Raw genomic sequence first — 23967 nt, 5'->3', positions numbered from 1 at the left:
CGGTGGGCGGCATGCACCTCAGCGCACGCACGACGACGCCGGACCCCTCCGGCGCGCGCTGACCTGCTTTCAGCACCCAGGCCCCGGAGCTCGCTCCGGGGCCTTTGCCGTGCACGACGACGGCACCGGGGCGGCTCCACCATCGAAGGAGCACCGTCATGAACGCCCCCGCACCGAACCAGCGGTCTCAGGCACCCGCCGTCCTCGACCACCGTGCCCTCGGCCGCGACATGCGGATCTTCGACACCAGCCCGCTGGTCGGGCCCGGCCTGCCGCTGTGGCTGCCCGCCGGCGCGGCGATCCGGTACGAGCTGGAGCAGTACGCGCGCGAGGTCGCGCTGCGCACCGGCTGCGAACCCGTGTACTCGCCGGTGCTCGGCAAGCGGTCGCTGTACGAGCGCTCGGGCCACTGGGCCAAGTTCGCGGACGACATGTTCCCGCCGATGTACCTGGGCGGGAACGCTGACAGCTCGGGCTCGGCTCCCGACCTCGACGGCAGCCCGGACGCGGACGCCGACCCCCTCGTGCTGCGCCCCGCCAACTGCCCGCACCACGCGCAGATCTATGCGTCCGAGCCGCGCTCGTACCGCGACCTGCCCGTGCGGTACTCGGAGCTCGCGTCGATGTTCCGCGCCGAGCGGTCGGGGGTGCTGTCGGGGCTGAGCCGGGTACGGCAGATCAACCTGGACGACGCACACGTCTTCTGCCGTCCCGACCAGGTCGGGGCCGAGGTGCGCACCGCGCTGGCCGCCGTCCTGGAGGTGCTCGACACCCTGGGCATCGAGGTGGCGTACCTGCGCCTGTCCGGCCGGGACACCTCCGAGCGGTGGCTCGGCGCGCCCGAGCGGTGGGCCGCGGCAGAGGAGGCGCTGCGCGCGGTGCTCGACGACGTCGCCTCGCCCGCCGGCCTGCCGTGGCACGCCGAGGCCGGTGAGGCGGCGTTCTACGGCCCCAAGATCGACGTCCAGGTGCTCGACGCGCGCGGCCACGAGGAGACCCTCGCCACCGTCCAGCTCGACTTCAACCAGCCCGAGCGGTTCGACCTGACCTACGTCGCGGCGTCCGGCGAGCGCGAGCGGGTCGTGATGATCCACCGCGGCACCGTCGGCGCGATGGAGCGGATGGTCGCGTTCCTCCTGGAACGGCACGGCGGACGGCTCCCGTTCTGGCTCGCGCCCGTGCAGGTCTGCCTGCTGCCACTGCCGGACGCCCCCGACCAGCTCGTCGACGATCTCGCCGCGGACCTGAGGGCCCGCGGCCTGCGGGTCCGGGTGGAGCGGGAGGGGTCGCTGGGCAGCCGGATCCGCAAGGCCCGGCAGCGGCGGGACGCGCTGCTCGGCGTGCTGGGCGCGCGCGAGGTGGCGGCGGGTGCGCTGGCGGTGACCGATCCGGCGTCGGGCGCCAGGGCCTCGGTGCCGCTCGCCGAGCTGGGCGACCGCCTGGCCGAGGCGGCCCGCAGGCGCGTGCCGCGGGTCAGCCTGTGAGCGTCGCCGGGCCCGCGGTCCCGGCGGCGCGTCGCCGGCCTGTCACCGCGCCCAGGTCCGCCGGTCGCGTGCCGCCAGGTGGACGATCTCCAGCTCGCGGTCGGTGAGCACCGGCCGGTGCTTCTCGAGCCAGGGCACGAGCTCCCGGGCCGTCAGCACCTCGACGCCCTCGCGCGAGCCCTCGACACGGGGTTCCTTGGTGCGCACGAACACGATGACCGGCTGCACCGTGATCGGCACGCGCGTGGCCCGGCGCAGGATCTCCTGGGCGCGGCGCGCCTCGTTCCAGGCGGCCTCGGCGGTGACCTCGTGCGCGGGCCGGTAGATCGTGTGGATGGTGAAGACGCCCCCGGGCCCGATGACGAGCTGGTCGAGCTCCAGGGCGCCGCCGTCGGACTGGACGGACTGCAGCACCCGCCAGACCGGGCGCCGGGCCACGAGCTTCCAGAGCTCGTCCGCGGCGGCGCGGGCCCCGGTGATCCGGTGCCGCATCTCGCGGTGGTGGGCGTCGGGGTTGCGGGTCAGCCGGCCTCGCAGCACGGCCACGGCGTGCTGCCGGAAGTACGTGCGGCGCCGCGCGATCAGGTGCTTCGCCGGCCGGTTGGCCGTGAGGTCGTCACCGCCCGTCAGACGGCCCGCGCGCAGGTGCGGCAGAGCGTCGGCGACGGTGACTGGAACGCTGGAGGTCTCAGTGCCCATGGGGCGGACGTTACGTCCGCGTTGCCGTACGCGCGCGTCCTGGCGGTGAAGCGATCACTCGTCCTTGGTCTCGCCCCTGCTCCCGTGCCGGGCGTCCTCGGCGTCGGCCGCCGCACCTCCCGGGAACGCCTTGCGCGCCACCAGCACCACGACCAGCGCGGCGACCACGAGCACCGCACCGGTGTAGGGGACGGCGGCGACGCCCGCGCCGTCGAGCACGAGCGCGCCGAGCGCCGCGCCGCCGCCGATGCCGATGTTCGCCGTCGCGTTCACCAGCGCCCCGACGACGTCGGGCGAGGCCCCGCGCGTCCGGATCGCCGCGGTCTGGAAGACGGCGGCGACGGCGCCGAAGCCGATGCTCCACACGGCCGCGGCGACGAGCGTGCCCACCGTCGCCGGGAACACGATCCCGAGGGCGAGCACACCGCACGCGACGACGGACAGGGTGATCACCGTGGTCTGCCGGGGCCGGACGTCGAGCCGCGTGGCGGCGAACGCGGCCCCGATGAGCCCGAGCGCCCCGATCAGCAGCAGCGCGGGGCCGAGCGCCGCGGTGGCGAGCCCGGCGGCCAGGAGCAGCACGGACACGTAGGTGTAGACGGTGAAGTGGCCGAGGTAGGCCAGCGCGTTGGCCGTGGTGACCTGGGCGAGCGCGGTACGCCGGGCGCCGCGGGCGGCGTCGTCCGGGGGAGCGCCGCCGCCTGGGACGGAGGGCAGCAGGAGGGCCGTGAGCACGCCCGCGACGGCGCACACGCCCGTCAGGACGAGGAACGCGTCGCGCCAGCCGACGGCGGTGCCCAGCGACGTCGACAGCGGGACGCCCAGGATGAACCCGGCCGACGCGCCCAGGGTGACGAGCGCCAGGGCCCGTCCCGCGAGGTGCGGCCGCACCAGGCGCGACGCGTACCCGATGCTCACCGAGAAGAAGACGGCGTGCGCCGCCCCGCCGAGCGCCCGGGCCCCGGCGACGACCGCGAAGGTGGGGGCGAGCGCGACGATCACGTTGCTCGCCGTGTAGACGGCGAGGGTGCCGAGCAGCACGGTCTTGCGCGGCAGCCGGCGCGTCGCCGACGTCAGCGGCAGGGCGAGCGCCGCGACCATGAACGCGTACGCGGTGACCAGGAGGCCCGCCACCGACTCGGAGACGGCGAGGTCGTCGCTGATCAGGGGGAGCAGGCCTACCGGGACCAGCTCGGTGGTGACGGCGACGAACGTGGCGAGGGCCAGCGCGAACAGGCCGCCGGCCGCGTCGCGGACGTCGCCGGGCTGCCAGGCGGCGGGCCGGGAGCTGGGTGCGGGCATGGGCTCCATGGTGACATTCGTCGCGACCTGCCCGTTGCCGGACCCGCACCCCCTAGACTGGTCCGGCCCCCGCCGCCGTGGGCCGATCCACCCTGCCACCATCCCCCTGACCGTGAGGAACACCTGCGTGATCACTGCCCATGGCGTCGAGCTGCGCGTCGGCGCGCGCGTGCTGCTGAGCGAGGCCACCTTCCGGGTCGCCTCGGGCGACCGGATCGGCCTGGTCGGCCGCAACGGCGCCGGCAAGACCACGCTGACCAAGACCCTCGCGGGCGAGACCCAGCCCACGGGCGGGCAGATCGTGCGCGGCACCGACATCGGCTACCTGCCCCAGGACCCGCGCACGGGCGACCTCGAGGTCCTCGCGATGAACCGCGTGCTCTCGGCGCGCAACCTCGACCGGGTCATCACGCAGATGCGCGAGACCGAGGGCGAGATGGCGTCGGCCGACCCGGACACGCAGGCGGCAGCGCTGGAGCGGTACCCCAAGCTGGAGGCGCGGTTCCTCGCGGCCGGCGGGTACGCCGCCGAGTCCGAGGCGCAGATCATCACGGCCAACCTCGGCCTGGACGAGCGCGTGCTGGGCCAGCCCCTGAGCACCCTCTCCGGCGGTCAGCGCCGCCGGATCGAGCTGGCGCGCATCCTGTTCAGCGGCGTCGAGACGCTGCTGCTGGACGAGCCCACCAACCACCTCGACGCCGACTCGATCATCTGGCTGCGCGACTACCTCAGGGCGTACAACGGCGGGTTCATCGTGATCAGCCACGACGTCGACCTGCTGCGCGCCACGGTGAACAAGGTGTTCCACCTGGACGCCAACCGGGGTGAGCTCGACCAGTACAACATGGGCTGGGACACCTACCTGGAGCAGCGCGAGACGGACGAGCGGCGTCGTCGGCGCGAGCGGGCCAACGCCGAGAAGAAGGCGGGCACGCTGCTCGCCCAGGCCGAGAAGATGCGCGCCAAGGCGACCAAGGCGACCGCCGCGCAGAACATGATCAAGCGCGCCGAGAAGATGCTCGGCGGCCTGGAGAACGAGCGCGCCGCCGACCGCGTGGCCAAGCTCCGGTTCCCGACGCCGGCGCCCTGCGGGCGCACGCCGCTCACCGCGAGCGGGCTGTCCAAGGCGTACGGCTCCCAGGAGGTGTTCGCAGGCGTGGACCTGGCGATCGACCGTGGGTCGCGCGTCGTGGTGCTCGGTTTCAACGGTGCCGGCAAGACGACGCTGCTGCGCATCCTCGCGGGCGTCGAGGCCCCGGACACCGGCGAGGTCGAGCCCGGGCACGGGCTCAAGCTCGGCTACTACGCCCAGGAGCACGACACGCTCGACATGGACGCGACCGTCGTCGAGAACCTGCGGCACGCCGCGCCCGACCTGACGGACACGCAGGTCCGCTCGGTGCTCGGCTCGTTCCTGTTCAGCGGGGACGACGCCGAGAAACCCGCCCACGTGCTGTCCGGCGGCGAGAAGACGCGTCTGGCGCTGGCGACGATCGTGGTCTCCGGCGCGAACGTCCTGCTGCTCGACGAGCCGACGAACAACCTCGACCCCGCCTCCCGGGCCGAGATCCTCGGGGCACTCAAGACGTACGAGGGCGCGGTCGTGATGGTGACCCACGACGACGGCGCCGTCGAGGCCCTGGAGCCCGAGCGCGTGCTGCTGCTGCCCGACGGCGACGAGGACCTCTGGAACGACAGCTACCAGGAGCTCGTCTCCCTGGCCTGACGCTGCCCCCCGGGGAGGGCTCCGGCGCACGGGACGGCGTCCGCCGTCGCGCCTCGTCGACCGCCCTCAGCGCAGCTGTGACTCGATCAGCGCGTCTTCCTCGTCCTCGGCGGTCGGACGGCGCTCGCGGGCCGGCCTGCGCGCCCGCACGCCCTCGCCGTCGGACGCCTCGCCGGAGGCCAGCAGCAGGTCGCCCGCGGACACGTTCTCGCCGCGCAGCGCCCCGCGCTCACGGCGCCACAGCACCACGTACCCACCCACGGCGCCGAGCGCGAAGATGGCCCACTGGAACGCGTACGAGAGGTGCGACCCCGGGTCGGTGTCCGGCTTGGGCAGGCTCGCCAGCGCCACGTCGGCAGCGGGTTGCTCCGACCGGAGCGCGCCGTACGCCCCGACGGTGCGGCCCTCGGCCCAGCCGGGTCCGTCGGGCCCGGCGTCGAGCACCTGGGCCGTCGAGATCGCCTGGACCTGGCCCGGCTGCGCGCCACGGTCCGACGGCGGCTCGTCGGCGCGCAGGGACACCACGACGGTCACCGTGCCCGAGGGCGGGTCGGGGACGGCGTCCGGGCCTCTCGCGTCACGGCCGAGCGGCACCGTGCCGCGGTTGACGACCATCACTATGTCCTGGCCGTTCGGCAGGCGCGCCTCGAACGGCACCAGCACGTGATACCCGTTGCGGCCCGCGACCGGCCGGTTGCGCAGCAGCACGGTCGCGTCCGTGACGTAGTGGCCCTCGAGCTCGACCGGGCGCCAGACGTCGGAGTCCGGCACCACCGCACCCGGTCCGGGCAGGATCTCGTCCGCGGGCACCGCGGGCGCCGACCAGTTGTTCTCGATGAGGTCGATCTCGACCTCGCGGGACTCGTAGCGGTTCCATTGCCAGCGTCCGGCGACCAGGCACAGTGCGGCCAGCACCACGGCGGCCACCGCCAGGATCACCCACTGGCGGGTCGTGCGCGGTCCGCGCGGGTCGTCGGGCGACTGGGGGCGCTCGGCCACGGACGCCTGGCTCACGAGGCCCGGTCCAGTTCCGTCACCGGAACGGTCTGCTTCCAGAAGGACCGCGCCCCCAGGAACTGCTCGAGGTGCTCCCGGTGCTCGTCGCACGCGAGCCACACCTTGCGCCGCTGCGGCGTGTGCAGCTTCGGGTTGTTCCAGAGCAGGCCCCACACGGCCTCGTCGCGGCAGCCCTTGGCGCTGCAGATCAGCTCGCCGTCGGGAACGGCGTCGGGCGTCGCGCCCGTCAGTCCCAGCACGTCCATCAGTCGTCCACGTGGTTGATCACGCGGCCCGAGCCGTAGCTCAGCCGTCCGGTCCCGTCGTCGGTGCCCTTGTCGTCGGGACGGTCGTCCGCCGGGCCGCCCTGCCCGCCCTGGCGTGCGGCCGGGGGCGCGTCCTCGGGCAGCTCCTCGAGCATCGGGGCCGCCTGCGGCGTGACGGGGGAGGTGTCGTGCGTCGTGTGGTCCCGCCCGGCGTTGGCGATCAGCACCGCGGAGTACGGAAGCACCACCGCGGCGGCCACCAGGGCCCAGCGGATCCAGCCGTCGACCAGCACGGCGCCGATGATGCAGACCACACGGATGGACATCTGGATGAGGTAGCTGCGCGTGCGGCGCGCCTGGTCCACCGCCAGCGGCTCGGGGGCCGAGGTGATGGAGGGAACCGGCTCGCTCATCCTGCCAGTCTACGTGCGTCGGACGCCGTCGGACACGATGCCGACGCACCTCACACGACCCGGCTCGCGCCGGATACGCTCGGAGTTGTTGTAGAAAACCGACAAGGTCCGGTCCATCCCTGTGGCCCGGCGCGCGCGGCGCCCGTGCGACGCGCGGGGTAGCGTCGCAGCGGACCCGGATCGACCCAGGTACCGGCCGCGGCCCCAGCCTCGCGCGGCCCTTTTGCGCAAAGCCCAGCATCGAGGAGCTTCAGGTGACCACCATGCCCGCCACTCAGAGCATTGCCGCAGGTCCGACCGGCCGTGTCGTCGTCGTGACGGGTGCCGCACGCGGCATCGGCCGCGCCATCGCGGAGCGGTTCGTCGCCGACGGCGACCGCGTCGCCACGATCTACCGCGGCGGCGAGCTGCCCAAGGGCGTGGAGCCCTACGTGGCGGACGTCACCGACACCGCGGCCGTCGACGCCGCGTTCGCCGCCATCGAGGCCGACATGGGCCCGGTCGAGGTGCTCGTGGCCAACGCCGGCGTGACCAAGGACCAGCTCCTCATGCGCATGAGCGACGAGGAGTTCGAGACCGTCATCGACGTGAACCTCAAGGGCACGTTCCGCTGCGTGCGCCGCGCGTCGAAGGGCATGATCCGGGCCCGGAAGGGCCGCATCGTGCTGCTCGGCTCGATCGTGGGCCTGTCCGGCGGCCCCGGCCAGGTCAACTACTCGTCGTCGAAGGCGGCCCTGGTCGGCATGGCCCGCTCGATCACCCGCGAGCTCGGGACGCGCGGCATCACCGCGAACGTCGTCGCCCCCGGGTACGTCGAGACCGACATGACGGCCGCGCTGTCCGAGGACGTGCGCAACGGCTACCTGAAGTCGATCCCGGCCGGCCGGTTCGCCACGCCGGACGAGGTGGCCTCCGTGGTCTCCTTCGTCGCGTCCGACTCCGCCGGCTACGTCACGGGTGCCGTCATCCCCGTCGACGGTGGCCTCGGCATGGGGCACTGACCCGTAGTCTGACGCCGCTGCCTGCGGTTTCGCCCGTACATATCCAACACTCTCGGCATCGAGAACGGCGCGGAGTTTCGTCCCGCGCAGCAATCCGCATTACGCTCGCACCCAGCACAGGGGTTGCTCCGGCACGCCTGCGCCTGATCGGAAGGACAACATGGGTCTCCTCGAAGGTAAGAAGCTGCTCGTCACGGGCGTGCTGACGGACTCGTCGATCGCATTCCACGCCGCCCGGCTCGCCCAGGAGGAGGGCGCGGAGGTCGTGCTCTCGTCCTTCGGACGGCAGATGAAGCTGACCCAGGCCTTCTCCAAGCGTCTCCCCGTCGAGGCGCCGGTCGTGGAGCTGGACGCCACCAGCCAGGAGAACCTCGACGCGCTCGCGGACGCCGTGCGCGCGGAGGGCTTCGAGCGGCTCGACGGCGTGGTGCACTCGATCGGGTTCGCGCCGCAGTCCGTCATGGGCGGCAACTTCCTGTCGGGCACCTGGGAGGACGTCGCCACCGCGCTGCACGTCTCCACATTCTCGTACAAGTCGATCGCGGTGGCCGCCAAGCCGCTGATGACCGACGGCGGCGCCGTCGTCGGCCTGACGTTCGACGCGCAGTTCGCCTGGCCCGTCTACGACTGGATGGGCGTGGCCAAGGCCGGTCTGGAGTCCGCGAACCGCTACCTGGCGCGCGACCTCGGCCCTGAGGGAATCCGCTGCAACCTCGTCTCGGCTGGGCCCATCCGGACCACCGCCGCCAAGTCCATCCCGGGCTTCGCGACGATGGAGGACGCCTGGCCGACGCGAGCCCCGCTCGGCTGGGACCAGACCACCGCAGAGCCGGCCGCGCGCGCCGTGGCCGCCCTGCTGTCCGACTGGTTCCCGGCAACGACAGGCGAGATCGTGCACGTCGACGGCGGCGTGCACGCCATGGGCCAATAGATGGGCAGGAGGCACTGATGGGCAGAGCGTCGGGCGCGGAGCCCACCACGACGCCGTCACGGCGTCTGGTGTTGCTCCGGCACGCGAAGGCGGAGCCGGCGTCGGAACTTCCCGACGAGTCGCGGCCACTCGCCCTGCGTGGCCGGGACCAGGCAGGGAAGGTCGGCGCGGCGCTGGTCGCGTCCGGCCTCGTGCCCGACGCCGTCCTCGTCTCCGGGGCGCTGCGGACGCGGCAGACCTGGGACCTCGTGCGCAAGCACCTGGGCGAGCCGTCGGTGGCCTTCACCGACGACCTGCTCGGTGCCATGCCGCGCGGCGTCCTCGCGCTGGTGCGTGAGCTGGACCCGGCGGCGCGGACCGTCCTGGTGATCGGTCACGAGCCCGCGATGGCGGGCACGGCCGAGCTCCTGGCCGGTCCCGGCTCGGAGGACGGCGCCCTCGCGCAGGTGCGCGTCGGCGTCCCGACGGCGACCTACTCGGTGCTGGAGGCCGACCTGGCCTGGGCGGACTGGGACCGCAAGACGGCCCGCCTGACGGAGGTCACGCGCCCGGCCTGACCCGCCGCACTCGCCCCACCTGCCCCACCCGAAAGCCCCCGTTGAGTGCGGGATATTCGCCCTTTTCTGTGTGCCAGAAGGGCGAATATCCCGCACTCAACGGGGGCTTCGGTGGTCTCAGAGGAGGGCCAGCAGGTTGTCCAGGCGGTCCTCGATCACGTGGGGGGCCTGGTCGCGGACGACCGGCTTGGCGTTGAAGGCCACACCGACGCCGGCGACGCCGATCATGTCGAGATCGTTCGCGCCGTCGCCCACGGCGACCGTCTGCTCCAGCGGAACACCGACCTGCGCGGCCCACTCGCGCAGCGTCGCGGCCTTGGCGGCCCGGTCGATGACGGGGCCCACGGTGCGGCCGGTCAGCACACCGTCGGCGACCTCGAGCCGGTTGGCCCGCACGAGCTCGATCCCGAGCTCCCGTGCGATCGGCCCGGCGACCTCCTCGAACCCGCCCGAGACCAGCCCGAACGCCCAGCCGCGCGCCTGGCACTCGGCCACGAGCTCCCGGGCGCCAGGCATCAGCTCGACCGCCGCGCGCACCTTCTCCAGCGCCTCGACGGGCACGCCGGCCAGCGTCGCCACCCGCTCCCGCAGCGACCCGGCGAAGTCGAGCTCGCCCCGCATCGCACGCTCGGTCACGGCCGCCACCTCGTCGCGGGTGCCCGCGTGCTCGGCGATGAGCTCGATGACCTCCTGGCGAAAGAACGTGGAGTCGGCGTCGGACACGATGAGTCGCTTCACGCTCACCAGTGTGCCGGAGGCCCGGGTCTCCCCGGGCCGCCGTCGCACATGGTGAACACGGTCAGTCCACGACCGTGCCCTTCGGGACCACCACCAGCCCCGACTCCGTCACCGTGAAGCCGCGCGCCCGGTCCTCGTCGTGGTCGACGCCCACGCGGGCCCGCTCGTTGATGATCACGTTCTTGTCGACGATCGCCCGGTGCACGTGCGCGTAGCGGTGCACCTGGACGTCGTCCATCAGCACCGAGTTGGACACGTTCGACCACGAGTGGAGGTGCACGCCGGGGGACAGGACCGACCCGGCCGCCTGCGCCCCCGAGATGAGCACGCCCGGCGACACGATCGACTCCGCCGCGTGCCCCATCCGGCCCGGGCCCGCGTGCACGAACTTGGCCGGCGGCAGCCCCGTGTAGCCCGTGTACAGCGGCCACTCCATGTTGTAGAGGTTGAAGACCGGGTGCACGGCGATCAGGTCCGTGTGGGCGTCGTAGAACGAGTCGATGGTGCCTACGTCGCGCCAGTAGTCGCGGTCCCGGTCGGTGGAGCCGGGCACGTCGTTGCGGATGAAGTCGTAGACGCCCGCCTCACCCTGGGCCACGAACGCCGGGATGATGTCGCCGCCCATGTCGTGCCGCGAGTCCGGGTCGGCGGCGTCCCGCGTCACGGCCTCGACCAGCGCGTCGGCGTCGAACACGTAGTTGCCCATGGAGGCCAGGACCTCGCGGGGCGAGTCCGGCAGGCCCGTGGGGTCGGTCGGCTTCTCCAGGAACTCGCGGATCTTCGTGGGGTCGCCCGGGTCCACGTCGATGACGCCGAACTGGTCGGCCATGTCGATCGGCTGCCGGATCGCGGCGACCGTCGCACGCGCCCCCGACTCGATGTGCGCGTCCACCATCTGCGAGAAGTCCATGCGGTAGACGTGGTCGGCGCCCACCACGACCACGATGTCCGGACGCTCGTCGTCGATGATGTTCAGGCACTGGTAGATCGCGTCGGCGCTGCCGAGGTACCAGTGCTTGCCCACGCGCTGCTGCGCGGGGACCGGCGCCACGAAGTTGCCCAGCAGCGGCGACATGCGCCACGTCTTGGAGATGTGGCGGTCCAGCGAGTGCGACTTATACTGCGTCAGCACCACGACGTGCAGGTACCGCGAGTTGACGATGTTGGACAGGGCGAAGTCGACCAGGCGGTAGATACCGCCGAAGGGCACGGCGGGCTTGGCGCGGGCGGCGGTCAGCGGCATCAGCCGCTTTCCCTCGCCGCCGGCGAGGACGATCGCAAGGACGCGGGGGGCGGAGGCCATACGGTGAGATTAGGGCCTTTCCGGCCGTAACGTCAGGTGGCACGCTGAGACTTCGCGCACGCTAGGTTGGCACTGTGCCCGACGTTCCCGCCGCCCCCCGCCCCGCCCCCGCCCCGGCCACCACCGGCCGGCCCGCTCGTGCGCTCCGCGTGGACCTGCTCACCCGCGAGTTCCCGCCGCACGTCTACGGCGGCGCCGGCGTGCACGTCGCCGAGCTGGCCGCGGTCCTGGCCCAGCACGCCGACGTCCGCGTGCGCTGCTTCGACGGCCCGCGCGACGCCGCGACCGAGGCGTCCGGCGTCACCGGCTACACGACGCCGACCGCGCTCGCGGACGCCAACGCGGCCCTGGCCACCCTGGGCACGGACCTCGTGATGGCCGACGACGTCGCGGGCGCCGACCTGCTCCACTCCCACACCTGGTACGCCAACATGGCGGGACATCTCGGCGGCCTCCTGCACGGCGTGCCGCACGTCGTCACGGCGCACTCCCTGGAGCCCCTGCGGCCCTGGAAGGCCGAGCAGCTCGGCGGCGGCTACGCGCTCTCCTCGTGGGCCGAGCGCACCGCGTACCTCGGCGCCGCCGGCGTCATCGCGGTCTCGGCGGGCATGCGCGCCGACATCCTGCGCGTCTACCCGGAGCTCGACCCCGAGCGCGTGCACGTGGTGCACAACGGCATCGACCTGTCGGGCTGGCGGCGGCCCGACGCCGACGACGCGACGGCGCAGGCCGACGCCGCCGCGACCGTGCGCCGCCACGGCATCGACCCCGACCGGCCCGCGGTCGTCTTCGTGGGCCGGATCACCCGGCAGAAGGGCCTGCCGTACCTGCTGCGCGCGGCCGCCGAGCTGCCGCCCGAGGTGCAGCTCGTGCTGTGCGCGGGCGCGCCCGACACCCCGGAGATCATGGCCGAGGTGCTGGTCCTGGTCGAGCGCCTGCGCGAGACCCGTACCGGCGTGGTCTGGATCGAGGAGATGCTCCCGCGGCCCGACCTGATCGCGGTCCTGGGCGCGTGCACCGTCTTCGTCTGCCCGAGCGTCTACGAGCCGCTCGGCATCGTGAACCTGGAGGCCATGGCCGTGGGCCTGCCCGTGGTCGGCACGGCCACGGGCGGCATCCCCGAGGTGGTCGACGACGGGGTGACAGGCCTGCTGGTGCCCATCGAGCAGTCCGACGACGGCACGGGCACCCCGCTCGACCCCGACCGGTTCGTGGCCGACCTCGCGGACGCGCTGACCCGCGTCGCGACCGACCCGGCGACCGCGGCGGCGATGGGGGCCGCCGGCCGCCGTCGGGCGGAGGAGCACTTCACCTGGTCCGCGATCGCGGACCGCACCATGGACGTCTACGAGCGGGTGCTGGCGGGCGCGTAGCGGTCGGGCGACGCCCGGCGGTCAGGCGATCTGGCCGTAGGTCGCCGCGCTCATCGCGTGGCGGGCCGTGCGGTCCACCTCGCGCAGCGCCGTGGACCGCTGGTCGACCTGGAAGACGTTCACCGCGCCGCCGTCGTCCACCGTGCCCAGCGCGACGATCGCGCGCAGCCGGCTCGCGAGGTCCAGCACGCGGGCGCGCCGCCCGTCCAGGTGCGGCACCGGCCACGACGACGTGCTCGCCGAGCGGATCCGTTCGATCGCGTCGGCCGCGTCGTCGCGCCAGCGGGCGACGTCGAGCTGGTCCAGGGCGTCCGTGGCCGTCATCAGGCTCGTGCGCAGCTCGCGCTCGGCGTCGGCGACCGAGCCGATGGTGCCGTGCACCAGCGTGGTCCACGTGGGGACCGGCACCACGTGCCACGTCACCATGTGCCCGGGCTCGATGTGGCTGCCGAACGCCTGCACCCGCGGCACGGCGGCCCAGCTCCCGGCGGGTGTCGTGACCACCACGCACTCGCCGGCCTCGGTGGCCTCGTGGTTCGCGGCGGCCGGGACGCCCGCGGCGTCACCCGGCGCGGGCAGGAGCGCGCAGACCTCGCGCGGCCCCTCCGTCCACGCGGTGAAGAGGGTGTCGAGGTCTGTTCCGTCGGCAAAGCCTGCTAGCCCCTCCACGGTGTGCGGCTCGTCGTCGCCCACCACGGACTTCACGGCGTCCGAGGTGTCGCCTATGCCCTGCAGCCACAGGGCGAGCAGCACGCTCCGGGGGAGGTCCTGATCGGTGTCCACCGCAGCACTGTAAATGACGGTCGACCAGGTAGGGTCGGTGCCCATGAGCTCGGTTCTCCATCTTGCGGGCGTCACCGTCCGTCGCGGCACCTCGACCATCCTCGATTCCGTGGACTGGCAGGTGAACGAGGGGGAGCGCTGGATCGTTCTCGGGCCCAACGGCGCCGGCAAGACGACCCTGCTCCAGATCGTCGCCGCGCGCCTGCACCCGACGTCGGGCACGGCGAGGATCCTGGACGCGACCCTCGGCCGGGTCGACGTGTTCGAGCTGCGCCCGCGCATCGGCATCTCCAGCGCGGCGCTCGCCGAGCGGCTGCCGACGGCGGAGACCGTCCGCGACGTGGTGCTCACCGCCGCCTACGGCGTGACGGGGCGCTGGCGCGAGAGCTACGACGAGCTCGACGAGCAGCGGGCGAAGGACCTGCTCTCGGCGTTCGACGTCGACCACCTGGCCGAGCGCACCTACGGCACCCTCTCGGAGGGCGAGCGCAAGCGCGTGCAGATCGCCCGGGCCCTGATGACCGACCCCGAGCTGCTGCTGCTCGACGAGCCCGGCGCGGGTCTCGACCTGGGCGGCCGCGAGGAGCTGGTGGCCACGCTGGCCGGGCTGGCGAGCGACCCGGCCTCCCCGGTGCTGGTGCACGTGACGCACCACGTCGAGGAGATCCCGCCGGGCTTCACGCACCTGCTGCTCATGAAGAAGGCCGGGATCCAGGCCGCCGGCCCCATCGAGGAGGTCCTCACCGCGGACAACCTCTCGGCGGCCTTCGGGCTGCCGCTGGTCGTGGCCCACGGCGGCGGTCGCTGGCTGGCGCGCGCCGCCCGCTGACCGCATCTCCCGGCGTCTCGAACCTGCAGTGTTCAGGGCCCTCAGGAAAAGAGTTTGAAACGGCGATTTCACTACCGCTGTGTCAGTGGTCCTTGGTAAAGTCCGGGCAAAGGTCCGAGGTAGCGGTAATTTCACCGCGAGGGCCCGCCGTCGGAGAGGTTCCGGCGGCGCCCGGTCGCCAACCGGTGTGGACGCTCGGAGGGAGCAACCCATGGCGTGGTTGTGGTGGGTAGGGGCGGCGCTGGTCTTCGCGCTGATCGAGCTCTTGTCGTTGGACTTCGTCTTCATCATGTTCGCCGGCGGGGCGCTGGCCGCGGCCGTCGCGAACGGCGCGGGCGCGCCGCTGTGGGTCCAGGCCATCGTGTTCGTGGTGGCGTCGGTGGTGCTGCTCGTGACGCTGCGCCCCACGCTGATCCGGCACCTGCGCAACAACACGCCCAAGTCGCCCACCAACGCCGAGGCGAACGTCGGCCGTACGGCGTCGGTGGTCCAGGAGGTCAGCACCGCGTCCGGGCTGATCAAGCTGAGCGGTGAGGTGTGGAGCGCGCGGTCCGTGCCCGGGTCGCCGCTGCTGCCCGCCGGCACTAGCGTTCGTGTGGTCCAGATCGACGGCGCCACCGCCGTCGTCGAGCCGGCGTAACCGCCTGGCGCCTGGGCGCCCTTTTGTGTTGTCCCCAGACAGTCCAAGTCAGAAGCGTGTAATTCGCCTGCGGGCCAAGGCGCCCGCGTAAGGAGACGTCGTGGAGTCATTCGGGCAAGTCCTGCTCTATCTGATCATCGCCCTGGTGGTGATCGTCGGTATCGTCGCGGTGATCCGCGCCGTGCGGATCGTTCCTCAGTCGGTGGCGCTCGTGGTCGAGCGCCTGGGTCGGTACTCGAAGACGCTCGACCCGGGCCTGCACGTGCTGGTGCCGTTCGTGGACCGGGTTCGCGCCGGCGTGGACCTGCGTGAGCAGGTCGTCTCGTTCCCGCCCCAGCCCGTGATCACCAGCGACAACCTGGTGGTCGAGATCGACACCGTCATCTACTTCCAGGTGACGGACGCCAAGTCCGCGGTCTACGAGATCGCGAACTACATCACCGCCATCGAGCAGCTCACCGTGACCACGCTGCGTAACGTGATCGGCTCGATGGACCTCGAGCAGACGCTGACCAGCCGTGACCAGATCAACGGCCAGCTGCGCGGTGTGCTCGACGAGGCGACCGGTCGATGGGGCATCCGCGTCAACCGGGTCGAGCTCAAGTCGATCGACCCGCCGCCCTCGGTGCAGGGCTCCATGGAGCAGCAGATGCGTGCCGAGCGTGACCGCCGCGCCGCGATCCTCACCGCGGAGGGTGTCAAGCAGTCGGCCATCCTCACGGCCGAGGGCCAGAAGCAGTCCGAGATCCTGAAGGCCGAGGGTGACGCCCAGGCGCAGATCCTGCGCGCCGAGGGTGAGTCGCGAGCGATCCTCCAGGTCTTCGAGGCCATCCACCGCGGTGACGCGGACCCGAAGCTGCTGGCTTACCAGTACCTGCAGACGCTGCCGCAGATCGCGAACGGCACGTCCAACACCACCTGGGTCATCCCCACGGAGTTCACCGCCGCGCTGGGCAACATCGCCTCGGGCTTCGGCGGCGGCGCCGGCCCCGCGGTCCCGCCGCCCCCGCCGGGCGAGGGCCCCTCGGGTCCGCGCCTGCCCATCGACTCCGTGCTGGACGAGCCCCTGCTGCCGGACCCCGCCGAGGCCCTCGCCGAGGCGCAGCGGCAGGCCGAGGCCGCCACGGCCGACGCGACGAGCGCCGGCACCCGGTCGGGCGAGCCGTTCGACACCGAGTCGGAGCGCGGCCAGCGCCCCGGCGACTCGACGCCGCCCCCGCCGGCGCCCCCGGCGCCGCCGGCCGGCTGACCACAGTGGCCGGCTGACCGCCGCACCCGGCGAGCGGCTCCGCTGAGCCGAACCCGCCGCCAGCAGGTCACGGAAGCCCTCCGGTGCTCGCACCGGAGGGCTTCCGGCATGTCCGGCCCCGGGTCTGCCGTGGGCGTAGACGAGTTGCGGAGTGAGCGCTCACTCAATTACTGTCGGCGTCATGGACAACGGACGGACGCGGGCACCCCGCATGTCTCCCGAGGACCGCAAGGCCGCCATCGTCAACGCGGTGCTGCCGCTGGTCGCCGAGCGGGGGCACGACGTGACCTCGCGCGAGCTGGCCCAGGCCGCCGGGGTCGCGGAGGGCACGCTGTTCCGGGCGTTCGGCGACAAGACCGAGCTCGTGGGCGCGGTCGCCGTCGAGGGACTGGCGCGGGCCGGCCAGCCGGAGCAGACGCTCGCCGAGCTCACCGGCATCGACCCCGGGCTGCCGCTCGAACGGCGCCTGGAGCTCGTGATCGAGCTGGGGCGGCACCGCGTGTCCGAGGTCATGCGGTGGATGTCCGTCCTGCGCAGCATGGCGTCGTCGCCCGGCGGTCCGGGTATGCCGTTCGGCGCGCCGCCGAGCGCGTCCGGCGCCGCGGGCGGGTCCCTGCCGGTGGCGCCGCCGGGCCCACCGGGCCCGCCCGGCCAGCGGGTCGTGACGCCGGGGCCGCCTCCCGGCGCCAGGTCCGTCGCCGACCAGCACGAGCGCATGCTCACCTACCGCAAGACGCTGCTGGAGCAGCGGGCGGCCCAGCGCGCGGCTACGGTCGAGGGGATCACCGCCGTCCTGGCGCCGGACGCGCACCGCCTGCGGGTCCCCGTCGAGGTGGCGATCTCGCTGGTCGAGTCCGCGATCGCGGGCGCACACCTGCGGATCGACCACCTGCAGCCCGCGGTGCCGGCCGACGTGCTGGCCGACGCCCTCGTGAACGGCCTCGCCGGCCCGCCGAAAATGCCTGGCCCCGAAACCGTGGAAGGTGCAGCCTCCACTGCGGGAGCCGGTGCACCAGGTTCTCCAACCCCCAGCCCTGAAGGGAACTCTTGATGCTCGTCACGCTCGCCCGGAAATATCTGGGCCCGTACCGCTGGGCGGTGGTCGCGGTGCTCGTCCTGCAGCTGGTGCAGACGCTCGCGGCCCTGTATCTGCCCAGCCTCAACGCCGACATCATTGACAACGGCGTGGTGCCCGGTGACATCGGGTACATCTGGAGCACCGGCGGCTGGATGCTGGTCGTGTCGCTGGGCCAGGTCGTCGCGTCGGTCATCGCCGTCTACTTCGGCGCGCAGGTCGCCACGGCCTTCGGCCGGGACCTGCGACGCGACGTGTTCCACTCGGTCCAGACCTACTCCGCGCGGGAGATGGCGCAGTTCGGGGCGCCGACCCTGATCACGCGCGGCACCAACGACGTGCAGCAGGTCCAGATGACCGTGCTGATGACGTTCACCATCATGGTGATGGCGCCGATCATGCTGGTCGGCGGCGTGATCCTGGCGCTGTCGGAGGACGTCTCGATGTCGGCGCTGCTCCTCGTCATCGTGCCGGTGCTGGCCGCCTCGGCGGGCGTCATCGTGTGGCGCATGGTGCCGCACTTCCGGCGCATGCAGAAGCGGATCGACGCCATCAACTCCGTGCTGCGCGAGCAGATCACGGGCCTGCGTGTGGTGCGCGCCTTCGTGCGCGAACGGCGCGAGACCCAGCGCTTCGGCGTGGTGAACGAGGAGCTGTTCGACACCTCGCTGCGCGCCGGCCGCCTCATGGCGCTCACGTTCCCCGTGGTCATGCTGATCATGAACCTGGCCTCCGTGGCCGTGCTGTGGTTCGGCGCGCACGAGATCGAGGCGGGGGAGATGGAGATCGGCTCCCTGACGGCGTTCCTGAGCTACATCATGTACATCCTCATGGCCGTGATGATGTCCACGATGATCTTCATGATGATCCCGCGCGCCGCGGTCGCGGCGGAGCGCATCGGGGAGGTCCTGGACACCGAGCCGTCCGTCGTCGACCCGGAGCACCCGGTCGCCCTGCCCGGCCTCCGCGTCGCGGAGGACGGTTCACCGGAGAGCAACGGATCGCCCGCCAGTGCGGGTCCGCGCGGCCGCGTCACCTTCGAGAACGTCGGGTTCGGGTACCCGGGCGCCGAGGAGCCCGTGCTGCACGACCTGACGTTCACGGCCGAGCCGGGCCAGATCACCGCGATCATCGGCTCGACCGGTTCCGGCAAGTCGACGCTGCTCAACCTCGTGCCGCGCCTGTTCGACGCCACCGGCGGCACGGTCCGGGTCGACGGCGTCGACGTGCGGGACCTCCTGCAGCGCGACCTCGGGTCGCTCATGGGCCTGGTGCCGCAGAAGGCGTTCCTGTTCACCGGGACCGTCGCGGACAACCTCCGGTACGGCAAGTCCGACGCCACCGAGGACGAGATGTGGGCGGCGCTCGAGGTGGCGCAGGCGCGCGACTTCGTCGAGGCGCTGCCGGACGGGCTGGAGTCCGTGGTGGCCCAGGGCGGCTCGACGTTCTCCGGCGGGCAGCGGCAGCGGCTCGCCATCGCACGAGCGGTGATCCGCAAGCCCCGCATCTACCTGTTCGACGACAGCTTCTCCGCCCTCGACTACGCGACCGACGCCCGGCTGCGTGCGGCCCTGCGGCCGCAGACCGCCGACGCGACGGTGATCGTCGTCGCACAGCGCGTGGCGACCATCCGCGACGCCGAGCAGATCCTGGTGCTCGACCACGGCCGCATCGTCGGCCGCGGCACGCACGCGCAGCTGCTGGCGGACAACCCGACGTACCAGGAGATCGTGACGTCCCAGATGAGCTTGGAGGAGGCCGCATGATCGACGATGGCGGAGCCCTGATCATGCGTGCCGACCGGGTGCGGGTGTCCCGCAAGGTAGAGGAGGAGGCCGCGTGAGCAACGAGGAGACGCAGCCACAGGAGAAGAGCACGACGGCGGCGCCCGCCGTGCCCCCGCGCGGCCCCGGCGGCCCCGGGCGTGGCCCCGGCGGGGGCGGGCCGATGGGCATGGGGATGGGCATGCCCGTGCAGAAGCCGATGGACTTCAAGGGCTCGCTGCGCCGGTTCGCCGGCATGCTGCGCCCCGAGCGCCTGAACGTCGTGGTGCTCATGGTGCTGGGCATCGGCTCGGTGGCCCTGACCGTGCTCGGGCCCAAGCTGCTCGGCAACGCGACGAACGTGATCTTCGCGGGCGTCGTGGGCGCCCAGCTGCCCGCGGGCGTGAGCACCGAGCAGGCCGAGGCCGGCCTGCGTGCGTCGGGGCAGGACCAGATGGCCGACCTGCTGTCCGGCGTCGTGGGCGTGGTGCCCGGCCAGGGCATCGACTTCACGCTGCTGATGCAGACCCTCGGCTGGGTCGTGGCGGCGTACGTCGGCGCGTTCCTGTTCGGCTGGCTCCAGGCGCGCATCACCGCCGGCGTCGTGCAGCGGACCATGCGGGACCTGCGCGACCAGGTGGAGGCGAAGCTGCACCGCATCCCGCTGTCCTACGTGGACGCCAAGCAGCGCGGCGAGATCCTCTCGCGCGTCACCAACGACATCGACAACGTGGCCCAGACGACCACGCAGACGCTCGCGCAGCTCGTCACCGCCGTCCTGACGGTGATCGGCGTGCTGGGCATGATGTTCTGGATCTCGCCGGTCCTGGCGCTCGTGGCGCTGGTGACGGTGCCGCTGTCCGTGATCCTCACGGCGCAGATCGCCAAGCGCAGCCAGCCGCAGTTCGTGGAGCAGTGGGCGGCCACGGGGCGCCTGAACGCGCACATCGAGGAGTCGTTCACCGGGCACGCGCTCGTGAAGGTCTACGGGCACCAGGAGTCCACGGCCGAGGCGTTCGCGAAGGAGAACGGCTCGCTGTACTCGTCCAGCTTCAAGGCGCAGTTCATCTCGGGCACGATCCAGCCGGCGATGGGCTTCCTCGCGAACCTGAACTACGTGATCGTGGCGGTGATCGGCGGCCTGCGCGTCGCCTCGGGCACGCTGTCGCTGGGTGACGTGCAGGCGTTCATCCAGTACTCGCGCCAGTTCACCCAGCCGCTCACGCAGGTGGCGTCGATGATGAACCTGCTGCAGTCCGGCGTGGCCTCCGCCGAGCGGGTGTTCGACCTGCTGGACGCGCCGGAGCAGTCGGCCGACCCGGCCGAGTCGAAGAAGGTGGAGCCCGTCCGCGGGCGGGTCGCGTTCGAGGACGTCACGTTCTCGTACACGCCCGAGCAGCCCCTGATCACCGGGCTGAACCTCGTGGCCGAGCCGGGGCAGACCATCGCCATCGTCGGGCCCACGGGCGCCGGCAAGACGACGCTGGTCAACCTCCTCATGCGGTTCTACGAGGTGGACGGCGGGCGCATCACCCTGGACGGCGTGGACACGCGCGACATGTCGCGCGACGACCTGCGCTCCTCGGTCGGGATGGTGCTCCAGGACACCTGGCTGTTCAAGGGCACCATCGAGGAGAACCTCCGGTACGGCGTGCCCGACGGCGTCACGGTGGACGAGGACGGGTTCCTCGCCGCCACCCGCGCCACCCACGTGGACCCGTTCGTGCGGACCCTGCCCGACGGCTACGACACCGTCGTGGACGAGGAGGGCTCGTCGGTCTCGGCGGGCGAGAAGCAGCTCCTCACGCTCGCACGGGCGTTCCTGGCGGACCCGGCGATCCTCGTGCTCGACGAGGCGACGTCGTCCGTGGACACCCGCACCGAGGTGCTGGTGCAGGAGGCCATGAACCGGCTGCGCAAGGACCGGACGTCGTTCGTCATCGCGCACCGCCTGTCCACGATCCGCGACGCCGACGTGATCCTCGTGATGGAGCACGGCGACATCGTGGAGCAGGGCTCGCACGACGACCTGCTCGCCGCGAACGGCGCCTACGCGCGCCTCTACGCGAGCCAGTTCGCGGCCCCCGTCGTGGAGGAGCCGGCCGCGACGTGACGGGCGCGCGGCGTCTGCGGGCGCCGTGGAGACGACCATGCGGTTGCTGCCAGAACCGGACCGATTCTGGCAGCAACCGCATGGTCGTTTTCCGTTGACCAGCACGGGCATATCGTGTTTCGATAGTATCGAAAAACGATATGACGATCGAAAGGTGGCGACGATGACACAGAGATGGCTCAGTGATCCGAGACCGGACTTCGTGGTGCTGGCGCTCGCGGGCGGCCTGGCCGTCGTCGCGGGGATCGTGGCGATCGTCCGCGAGCTGGCGCGCATCCTGCCCAATCGCGACGTCCCGGTGCGGGTCGACCTCGACGGGGTGGCGCACGAGCTGGTCCTGAACCGCACGGTGGCGGCCGAGGCCACCGAGGCGGTGGTCCGCGTCTCCGGCCTGGAGGGCGCACCGTTCGCGCTGGTGCTGGCCGCCGCGGTGCTGCCGCCGGTCACGACGCTGGTGGTCGCGGCCTGCTTCGCCCTGCTGGGCTGGTCGTTCTACCGGGGCGAGTTCTTCGGCCGGGGGAACCTGGTGGCGGTCAACGTCGCGGCGGCGGTCCTGGTCGCGGCCTCCCTGTTGATCCCGTCGCTGCAGGGGACGGCGGCGAGCAGCGCGCTGGCGAGCGCCGGCGCCGGGACCGGCCAGGCCGTGGTGCTGGGCCTCGACATGAGACTGCTCCTGGCCGGCTTCCTGCTCGGCGCCGTCGGGTACGCGTTCCAGCGGGGGTCGCGCCTCAAGCGCGACACGGAGGGCCTGGTCTGATGCCGGCGGACGAGGACGACGCCCGGGTGCACTGTCGGCTCGACGAGCTCCTGGCCGAGCGCGGCATGACGCTGGCCCGGCTCGCCGAGCTGGTGGGCGTCACGGTGGTGAACCTGTCGGTGCTCAAGAACGACCGCGCCCGTGCGATCCGCTTCTCCACCCTGACGGCGATCTGCGACGCCCTCGGCTGCACCCCGGGCGACCTCCTCGTGGTCCTCCCTGAGGAGGCCGCCTCCTGAGCCCGATCGGGCGGGTCAGCTGGCTGCGGCCGCGTGCGGGTCCGTCGTGTTGAGGGCCGCCACGACCTCGGCGTAGTCGCCGCGGACCTCGCCGTAGCGGAGGAACTTGACCCGTTCCACCTGGATCTCGTGGGCGTCGGGCCGGCTCTCCAGCAGCGCGAGCGCCTCGTCGACGAACTCGTCCAGCGGCATGGCCTGCGGGTTGGTGTCCTGCCCGGGCATCAGCTCGGTCTGGACCGACGGCGGCACCAGCTCCACCACGGACACGCTGGTGCCGGCGAACTGCAGGCGGATGCTCTCCGAGAGCATGTGGACGGCGGCCTTGGAGGCGTTGTACGACGGCGTGACACCGAGCGGCGTGAAGGCCAGGCCCGACGACACGGTGAGGATCGTCGCGTCGGCCCGGCTCTGCAGGTGCTCGGTGAACGCGGCGATCAGCCGGATCGGGCCGAGCAGGTTGGTGGTGACGACGGCCTCGGCGTCCGCGAGGAAGCCCGGGGTGCGCCAGTCCTCGGCGCGCATGATCCCGGCCATCGGGACCAGCACGTTCACCGCGGGGAACCGCTCGATCACCTCGGCGGACGCGGACGCGATCGAGACGGGGTCGCTCGTGTCGACGCGCACGGTGCCGAACCCGTGCTCCGCGGCGAGGGCGTCGAGCGCCGTCGCGTCACGGCCGCCGATGATCACGGTGTTGCCCCGGGCCTGGAGGCGGATCGCGAGGGCGAGGCCGATGCCGCGGGTGCCGCCGGGAAGGAAGATGGTGTTTCCGTAGGTGTTCATGGCTCCACCGTGCGGCCCCGGCGTCGGCGGCGGGAGAGACCCGGTGAACCAGGGACCGGCGGTCCCTGGTTCGCTCCGGGAGCGCGGCGCAGGATGAGGGCATGAACCGCGCAGCCCTCGCCGACTTCCTCCGCCGACGCCGGGAGGCGCTGCGCCCGTCCGACGTCGGACTGGTGCCCGGACCACGTCGCCGGGCCCCCGGCCTGCGCCGCGAGGAGGTCGCCGCCCTGACCGGGATGTCGGTGGACTACTACGCGCGGCTGGAGCAGCAGCGCGGGCCGCAGCCGTCCGAGCAGATGCTCGCCGCCCTGGCGCGGGCTCTCCGCCTGACCGCCGACGAGCGCGACTACCTGTTCCGGCTCGCGGGGCACGGCGTGCCGCGGCGCACGCCGGCCGACTCCCACGTCGCGCCCGCCCTGCTGCGGGTGCTGGACCGGCTCGAGGACACCCCGGCGCTGATCGTCTCGGGCCTGGGCGAGACGCTCGTGCAGAACCGCCTCGCCGAGGCGGTGTTCGGCCCGGCGCCCACCACCGGCCTGGCCCGTAGTTCCGTCTACCGGTGGTTCACCGACCCGGCGTCCCGGGACGTCTACCCGCCCGAGGACCACGACCGCCAGGCCCGGAGCCAGGTCTCCTCCCTCCGGGCGGCCCACGCGGCGGCGGGGCCCGGCTCGCCCGCCGACGAGGTGCTGCGCGTCCTGCTCCGGCAGAGTCCCGAGTTCGTCCGGCTCTGGGAGCTGCACGAGGTCTCCCGCCGGTTCGAGGACCACAAGACGCTGGTGCACCCGGAGCTGGGCCGCATCGACGTGGACTGCCAGGCGCTGTTCACCGAGGACCAGTCCCAGGCCCTCCTGGTGCTGACCCCCGCGCCGGGCAGCGCGGCCGAGGAGAAGGTCCGGCTGCTCGCGGTCCTGGGGCACGAGACGTTCGCCTAGGTGCGAGGATCG

At 72.6% G+C, this 23967-nt stretch carries 24 protein-coding genes; 15 read left to right on the top strand and 9 right to left on the bottom strand.

Features of this window, described 5'->3' with window-relative positions; genetic code table 11:
• Positions 1-158 precede the first annotated feature (158 nt).
• Positions 159-1484 carry a threonine--tRNA ligase gene (thrS, locus tag AB0I29_RS20040; protein ID WP_357484798.1) on the top strand — a complete coding sequence of 442 codons (1326 nt, stop codon included), beginning with the start codon at positions 159-161 and terminating at the stop codon, positions 1482-1484.
• Between the two features lie 42 nt (positions 1485-1526).
• On the opposite strand, the gene AB0I29_RS20035 is transcribed toward thrS, so the two are convergent.
• The gene (locus tag AB0I29_RS20035) at positions 1527-2183 is read right to left on the bottom strand and encodes a hypothetical protein (RefSeq protein ID WP_357484795.1); all 657 of its coding nucleotides are present in this window, start codon (positions 2181-2183) and stop codon (positions 1527-1529) included.
• Between the two features lie 54 nt (positions 2184-2237).
• Positions 2238-3485 (bottom strand): MFS transporter, encoded by a 1248-nt coding sequence (locus tag AB0I29_RS20030; protein WP_357484792.1) that lies wholly within the window; start codon positions 3483-3485, stop codon positions 2238-2240.
• Between the two features lie 127 nt (positions 3486-3612).
• On the opposite strand from AB0I29_RS20030, the gene AB0I29_RS20025 reads away from it, so the two are divergent.
• Complete coding sequence (locus AB0I29_RS20025) at positions 3613-5211, top strand: ABC-F family ATP-binding cassette domain-containing protein (protein WP_285106786.1); 1599 nt, start codon at positions 3613-3615, stop codon at positions 5209-5211.
• A gap of 66 nt (positions 5212-5277) precedes the next feature.
• Here AB0I29_RS20025 and AB0I29_RS20020 read toward each other — a convergent pair whose 3' ends face one another.
• The 3 genes from AB0I29_RS20020 to AB0I29_RS20010 are packed head-to-tail and all read right to left on the bottom strand — an operon-like array spanning position 5278 to position 6886.
• Positions 5278-6225, bottom strand: a complete 948-nt coding sequence (locus tag AB0I29_RS20020; RefSeq protein WP_357484788.1) for an SURF1 family protein — start codon at positions 6223-6225, stop codon at positions 5278-5280.
• Positions 6222-6473 (bottom strand): hypothetical protein, encoded by a 252-nt coding sequence (locus AB0I29_RS20015; RefSeq protein WP_285106789.1) that lies wholly within the window; start codon positions 6471-6473, stop codon positions 6222-6224. The genes AB0I29_RS20020 and AB0I29_RS20015 overlap by 4 nt, the downstream gene beginning before the upstream one ends.
• On the bottom strand, positions 6473-6886 hold the full coding sequence (locus AB0I29_RS20010; protein WP_285106791.1) for a DUF3099 domain-containing protein: 414 nt from the start codon (positions 6884-6886) through the stop codon (positions 6473-6475). Before AB0I29_RS20010 ends, AB0I29_RS20015 begins: the two co-directional genes overlap by 1 nt.
• Positions 6887-7149: 263 nt before the next feature.
• On the opposite strand from AB0I29_RS20010, the gene fabG reads away from it, so the two are divergent.
• The 3 genes from fabG (at position 7150) to AB0I29_RS19995 (ending at position 9375) form a co-directional block, all read left to right on the top strand.
• Entirely contained in the window at positions 7150-7887 is a 738-nt protein-coding gene (gene fabG / locus AB0I29_RS20005) for a 3-oxoacyl-ACP reductase FabG (protein ID WP_285107072.1), read from the top strand.
• Positions 7888-8047: 160 nt separating this feature from the next.
• A complete protein-coding gene (gene fabI / locus AB0I29_RS20000; protein ID WP_020013108.1) occupies positions 8048-8818 on the top strand; it encodes an enoyl-ACP reductase FabI in 771 nt (256 codons plus the stop codon).
• A gap of 17 nt (positions 8819-8835) precedes the next feature.
• Positions 8836-9375: a histidine phosphatase family protein gene (locus AB0I29_RS19995; protein ID WP_285106793.1), complete on the top strand. Its 540-nt coding sequence runs from the start codon at positions 8836-8838 to the stop codon at positions 9373-9375.
• A 117-nt stretch (positions 9376-9492) separates the two neighbouring features.
• Here AB0I29_RS19995 and serB read toward each other — a convergent pair whose 3' ends face one another.
• Together serB and glgC are read right to left on the bottom strand one after the other, a co-directional pair.
• Entirely contained in the window at positions 9493-10119 is a 627-nt protein-coding gene (gene serB, locus AB0I29_RS19990; protein WP_285106794.1) for a phosphoserine phosphatase SerB, read from the bottom strand.
• A 55-nt stretch (positions 10120-10174) separates the two neighbouring features.
• Positions 10175-11416 (bottom strand): glucose-1-phosphate adenylyltransferase, encoded by a 1242-nt coding sequence (gene glgC / locus AB0I29_RS19985; RefSeq protein ID WP_285106795.1) that lies wholly within the window; start codon positions 11414-11416, stop codon positions 10175-10177.
• A gap of 149 nt (positions 11417-11565) precedes the next feature.
• Between glgC and glgA the strand changes: the two genes are divergently transcribed.
• Positions 11566-12789 (top strand): glycogen synthase, encoded by a 1224-nt coding sequence (glgA, locus tag AB0I29_RS19980; protein WP_357485038.1) that lies wholly within the window; start codon positions 11566-11568, stop codon positions 12787-12789.
• A gap of 21 nt (positions 12790-12810) precedes the next feature.
• Here glgA and AB0I29_RS19975 read toward each other — a convergent pair whose 3' ends face one another.
• Positions 12811-13572, bottom strand: coding sequence for a hypothetical protein (locus AB0I29_RS19975; RefSeq protein WP_285106797.1), 762 nt, complete (start codon positions 13570-13572; stop codon positions 12811-12813).
• Between the two features lie 43 nt (positions 13573-13615).
• On the opposite strand from AB0I29_RS19975, the gene AB0I29_RS19970 reads away from it, so the two are divergent.
• From AB0I29_RS19970 to AB0I29_RS19935, 8 genes are all read left to right on the top strand, one after another.
• Positions 13616-14401 (top strand): ABC transporter ATP-binding protein, encoded by a 786-nt coding sequence (locus tag AB0I29_RS19970; protein ID WP_285106799.1) that lies wholly within the window; start codon positions 13616-13618, stop codon positions 14399-14401.
• Between the two features lie 211 nt (positions 14402-14612).
• On the top strand, positions 14613-15041 hold the full coding sequence (locus tag AB0I29_RS19965; protein ID WP_285106800.1) for an NfeD family protein: 429 nt from the start codon (positions 14613-14615) through the stop codon (positions 15039-15041).
• Positions 15042-15141: 100 nt separating this feature from the next.
• Entirely contained in the window at positions 15142-16290 is a 1149-nt protein-coding gene (locus tag AB0I29_RS19960) for an SPFH domain-containing protein (protein WP_357484777.1), read from the top strand.
• A gap of 181 nt (positions 16291-16471) precedes the next feature.
• The gene (locus tag AB0I29_RS19955) at positions 16472-17341 is read left to right on the top strand and encodes a TetR/AcrR family transcriptional regulator (RefSeq protein ID WP_357484774.1); all 870 of its coding nucleotides are present in this window, start codon (positions 16472-16474) and stop codon (positions 17339-17341) included.
• The gene (locus tag AB0I29_RS19950; protein WP_357484771.1) at positions 17341-19131 is read left to right on the top strand and encodes an ABC transporter ATP-binding protein; all 1791 of its coding nucleotides are present in this window, start codon (positions 17341-17343) and stop codon (positions 19129-19131) included. The genes AB0I29_RS19955 and AB0I29_RS19950 overlap by 1 nt, the downstream gene beginning before the upstream one ends.
• Positions 19132-19330: 199 nt before the next feature.
• Complete coding sequence (locus tag AB0I29_RS19945; protein WP_357485035.1) at positions 19331-21241, top strand: ABC transporter ATP-binding protein; 1911 nt, start codon at positions 19331-19333, stop codon at positions 21239-21241.
• Positions 21242-21404: 163 nt separating this feature from the next.
• Entirely contained in the window at positions 21405-21998 is a 594-nt protein-coding gene (locus AB0I29_RS19940) for a hypothetical protein (protein ID WP_357484768.1), read from the top strand.
• Positions 21995-22237 (top strand): helix-turn-helix transcriptional regulator, encoded by a 243-nt coding sequence (locus AB0I29_RS19935; protein WP_285107078.1) that lies wholly within the window; start codon positions 21995-21997, stop codon positions 22235-22237. The genes AB0I29_RS19940 and AB0I29_RS19935 overlap by 4 nt, the downstream gene beginning before the upstream one ends.
• 15 nt (positions 22238-22252) lie before the next feature.
• On the opposite strand, the gene AB0I29_RS19930 is transcribed toward AB0I29_RS19935, so the two are convergent.
• Entirely contained in the window at positions 22253-23020 is a 768-nt protein-coding gene (locus AB0I29_RS19930) for an SDR family NAD(P)-dependent oxidoreductase (RefSeq protein ID WP_357484765.1), read from the bottom strand.
• 101 nt (positions 23021-23121) lie between these two features.
• Here AB0I29_RS19930 and AB0I29_RS19925 point away from each other — a divergent pair, with 101 nt between their 5' ends.
• Positions 23122-23955, top strand: a complete 834-nt coding sequence (locus AB0I29_RS19925; protein ID WP_357484762.1) for a helix-turn-helix transcriptional regulator — start codon at positions 23122-23124, stop codon at positions 23953-23955.
• The last annotated feature ends 12 nt before the right edge of the window (positions 23956-23967 follow it).

Source organism: Promicromonospora sp. NPDC050262 (assembly GCF_040655935.1).
GTDB lineage: Bacteria > Actinomycetota > Actinomycetes > Actinomycetales > Cellulomonadaceae > Promicromonospora.
Note: the sequence above shows the minus strand (reverse complement) of the source record. Positions and strands in the feature narration are given on the sequence as shown.